We start from the raw sequence: 4289 nt of genomic DNA on the forward strand, positions 1-4289 counted from the left end.
GACGCCGGCCGACCAGGCGGGCCTGGCACCGGAGGCGGCAGCGCCCGCCGCGGCGCCCGCGCCGGCCCTGGTGCCGGCGGACGGGTTGCCGCCCGCTGTCGTCACCGAGCCGGTGCCGCCGGTCGTGCCGAGCCCCGACCAGCTGCAGGCGGTGCTGCTGCCGCTGACCGACGTGGAGTACCCGACGCGCGCGCTGTTCGTCACCGCGCTGGAGCAGAGCCGCTGCGCCTACTACCGGGTGCACGTGACCGAGGTGGCGCTGAAGCAGCAATTGGCCGTCGACACGCAGTGCCCGCCGCTGCCCCCGGTGTCTGCGGCATCCGCCCCGGCCGCGCGCAAGCCGGTTGCCACCCCAGCCGCCGCCACCGCAGTCGGCAGCCTGAGCCTGCGCGAGTTCTACGACAACCTGCTGCCCGATGCGCTGCGCGCCGACATCGTGCGTGCGGCCGAGAAGCGGCATCCGTTCGGCGAAGCGAAGCCGCTGCGGCTGAACGGCGCCGGCTGCGGCTGCACGCCGCAGCGCGTCGACAACGAGGTGATCGGCTTCGTGCCGTACTGGCTGGCCACCGAGGCGCCGCTGGCGGTCGACTTCAGCCTGTTCACGCGCCTGAGCTACATGGGCGTGGTGCTGGCCGACAGCGGGAACTGGGTGCTGCCGCCGGGCTGGGACGGCCAGGCCGGCGGCTTCGCACGCGAGACGCGCCGGCACGGCACGCGCGTCGACCTGGTGCTGTACCGGCGCGACTGGGCCTCGCTGCTCGCGCTGCCGGAGGCCCAGCTCGACGGCGTGGCGCGCAACGCGGCGCGCAATGCGGTGGTGCTGGCCGACACGCGCGACGGCACCTTGCAGGCCGGCCTCGACGGCCTGTTGCTGCCGCAGTGGCGCGAGTCGGAGTACGTCTACGACGGCCTCACGGTGTTCTTCGAGGATTCGCCCACCCAAGGCCCGCAGCAGAAGGCCTTCGCGCGCTTCCTGAAACTCTTCCTGCAGCGGCTGGTGGCCGAGATGCAGGCGACCGGCCGCAGCTACCAGGCCAACATCGTCGTGCCCGACAAGCTGCTCGGCGACACCGGGGCCTACAACTTCTCGGACCTGATGGACGTGCTGGAGACCGCCGAGCCGCGGCGCAGCAGCAAGGGCGTGGAAGAGGGGGCCAAGGTGCGCTACCGCGGCACCACCGACCTGACGATCGACTTCCTGGTGCTGCTGAGCGAGCCGACCGGCGCGAGCACGATGACGCTGCGCGCGCGCATCGACGCGACGCCGAACCTGTCGGGCCACCGCCGCATCGCCTTCCTGGAGAGCGTGGTGCCGATCGAGTTCCACCAGCGCGGCGAGAAGGCGGCCGTGCTGCCGCCGCAGGAGCGCGACCAGCTCGACCGCGATCTGGCCTACATCAAGTGGACCTATGGCGGCATCGGGTTGTGGCCGCTGCCGACGCCGGGCATCGGCAGCGGCGAAACGGTGCATGCGCTGCTGATGCACAACTACACGGCACCGCGCGGCGCGCTGGCCGGGCTGTGCGAGTTCGCGTGCCCGAACCGGCTGCCGCTGCGCCTGCTGTTCGAGGCACTGGTGCTGGCCGAAGGCATCGGCATCGCGCTGTATGCGTGGAACTGCCGGGTGCGGCGCATCGGCCGGCGCTACCTGCTGATGGTGTGGGCCGGCGCGCTGGCGACGCTGGTGCTGGCCTTCGTCGTGTTCAGCTGCGACCCCTCGCTGCAGCATTGGCGCGAGCAGAATTACCTGCTGTACGGACTGATCCTGCTGCTGTTCGCCGCAGGCATTTACGTGACGTTCAAGCCGAGAGTGGAGGCCCCATGAAAGTGCAACTGCATGCCAATGACCGTGACCATGGAAGTCCCGAGACCCCTGTGCACCAGCGCGCGGCCGATCCGTTCCACGACAGCCCGCGCATGGTGGCGCAGCGCGCGCAGATCGAGGCGGCGTTCGGCGAGGCGGCGCRGCGCGCGCCCGATCTGGGCGAGCTCGAGGAAGAAGAGCCGCTGCAGGCCAAGGCCGACACATCGCGCGGCGGCCTGCCGGGCGACCTGCAGGCCGGCATCGAATCGCTGTCGGGCCTGGACGTATCCGACGTGCAGGTGCACCGCAACTCCGACAAGCCGGCGCAGCTCAACGCGCTGGCCTATGCGCAGGGCAACGACATCCACCTCGCGCCCGGCCAGGACCAGCACCTGCCGCACGAGGCCTGGCACGTGGTGCAGCAGCGCCAGGGGCGGGTCGAGCCGACGATGCAGATGGCCGGCGTGGGCGTCAACGACGATGCGTCGCTCGAGGAGGAGGCCGACGTGATGGGGGCGCGCGCGCTGCAGGCGGCGGGGTTGGAGAAGGACGCCCAGTAGCTCGCGGTGAGCCAGACCGCTGTGCGCACGCATCCGACAGACGCCCCCCAAACGGGTGAGCCCTCATCCTCAATCTGTACTTTGACGCTCCCCAGGCCCCTTCCCATACTCGACCGCTCCGCCTTGCAGTGAGACACGTCGATGACGGAAATGACCGATCTGCTTCGGTCGGCGCAATCCGGTGATCCGCAGGCTTCGAGCCGGTTGTTCGAGCTGGTCTACGCCGACATGAAGCGCATGGCGCACAGCCGGCTTTACAAGAGCGGCGGGCTGGACGACCTGGACACGACTTCGCTGGTGCACGAGAGCTTCCTGAAGCTGTCCGGCGAGGGCCGCCTCAAGGCCTCCGACCGCCCGGCCTTCTTCGGCTACGTGGCCCGCGTGATGCGCAGCGTCGTGATCGACCACGTGCGCGAGCGCCAGGCCCGCAAGCGCGGCAGCGGCGACCTGCTGGTCACCTTGACCACCGGCATCGAGGCCGAGGCGATCGACGACAGGCGTTTGATGGCGATGGGCGCCGCGCTCGACGTGCTGCAACGCCTGTCGCCGCAGTTCCACGAACTCGTCGAGCTGCGCTATTTCGCCGGGCTGTCGATCCGAGAGGTGGCCGAGGCGCGCGGCACCTCCACGCGCACTGTCGAGCGCGAGTGGGAGAAGGCGCGCGCCTTCCTGCTGCACCTGATGGAAGAGGCATGAATGTCCAGGACCTGACGCCGGCCGAGGTGAACCGCGTCTCGCTGCTGCTCGACGAGGTGGGCGACCTGCCGCGCCACCAGCGCGCCGGCTGGCAGGCCGAGCTGGCGCGCCGCGAGCCGGCGATGGCCGAGGTCGTCGCCCAGTTGCGGGAACGGATGCACCCGACCGACCTGCACCCCACCGGTGCCACCGTGGCCCCGCGCGTCGAGACCGGCGACCTGGTCGCGCGCGGCATCGACCGGGCCGCCCGCACGGCCCGCGAGGCCGACACGCCCTCGCTGGTCGGCCGCCGCATCGGCGCCTACCGCGTGCTGCGGCCGATCGGGCAGGGCGGCATGGGCTCGGTGTGGCTCGCGCAGCGCGACGACGGCCTCTACGAGCGCCAGGTCGCGCTGAAACTGGTGCGCACGCACCTGCTCGGCCCGCACGTGCACGAGCGCTTCGCGCGCGAGCGCCGCATCCTCGGCGCGCTGGAGCACCCCAACATCGCACGCCTGCTCGATGCCGGCATCACCGACGATGGCCAGCCCTATCTCGCGCTGGAGTACGTGCAGGGCGAGCCGCTGGCCGCCTTCTGCGATCGCCGCAACCTCGGCCTGATGCAGCGCCTGGTGCTGATGCTGCAGGTGCTGACGGCGGTGCAGTACGCGCACCAGAACCTGGTGATCCACCGCGACCTGAAGCCGGCCAACATCCTCGTCACCGAAGACGGCCAGGTGCGGCTGCTGGATTTCGGCATCGCGAAGCTGACGACCGACGGCCAGGCCGACGAGACCGAGCTGACGCGCATCGCCGGCCGCGCGCTGACGCTCGAATACGCGTCGCCCGAGCAGGTGGCCGGCTGTGCGGTGACGACCGCCAGCGATGTCTATTCGCTCGGCGTCGTGCTCTACGGCCTGCTGTGCGGGTTGCGGCCGTACGAGCCGGTGCGCGCCTCGTGCGCGGCGCTCGAAGAGGCGGTGCTCGGCATCGAGCCGCAGCGCCCCAGCCTGCGCGAGCTGACCGACGAGGCCGCGCGCGCCCGCGGCACCAGCGTGCGCCGGCTGCGCCCTATGCTGGCCGGCGACCTCGACACCATCGTGCTGAAGGCGCTGAAGAAAGACCCGGCGCAGCGCTACCCCACCGCCGAATCGCTGCGCGAAGACCTGGTGCGCCACCTCGGCGGCCAGCCGGTGCTGGCGCGGCCCGACAGCGCGGCCTACCGCCTGCGCAAGTTCGTCGGCCGGCAC

Annotated in this window: 3 protein-coding genes and 1 pseudogene; all 4 read left to right on the forward strand. The window is 71.4% G+C overall.

Going from position 1 to position 4289, the window contains the following annotated elements; translation table 11 throughout:
- Positions 1-1825, forward strand: a pseudogene (locus AC1D1T_RS30545) (hypothetical protein); the annotation flags it as partial.
- Entirely contained in the window at positions 1822-2364 is a 543-nt protein-coding gene (locus tag AC1D1T_RS30550) for an eCIS core domain-containing protein (RefSeq protein WP_477993169.1), read from the forward strand. The pseudogene AC1D1T_RS30545 and the gene AC1D1T_RS30550, both read left to right, overlap by 4 nt.
- 150 nt (positions 2365-2514) lie before the next feature.
- Positions 2515-3060 (forward strand): ECF-type sigma factor, encoded by a 546-nt coding sequence (locus AC1D1T_RS30555; RefSeq protein ID WP_477829548.1) that lies wholly within the window; start codon positions 2515-2517, stop codon positions 3058-3060.
- Positions 3057-4289: serine/threonine-protein kinase (locus tag AC1D1T_RS30560; RefSeq protein ID WP_477993170.1), on the forward strand; the 1233-nt coding region annotated here is incomplete at its 3' end. The genes AC1D1T_RS30555 and AC1D1T_RS30560, both read left to right, overlap by 4 nt.

It is taken from the genome of Rhizobacter sp. P2_H3, from assembly GCF_056403355.1.

Coding starts and splice junctions, on each gene's coding strand:
- AC1D1T_RS30555 (WP_477829548.1), top strand. CDS start 2,515: ATGACCGATCTGCTTCGGTCGGCGCAATCCGGTGATCCGCAGGCTTCG.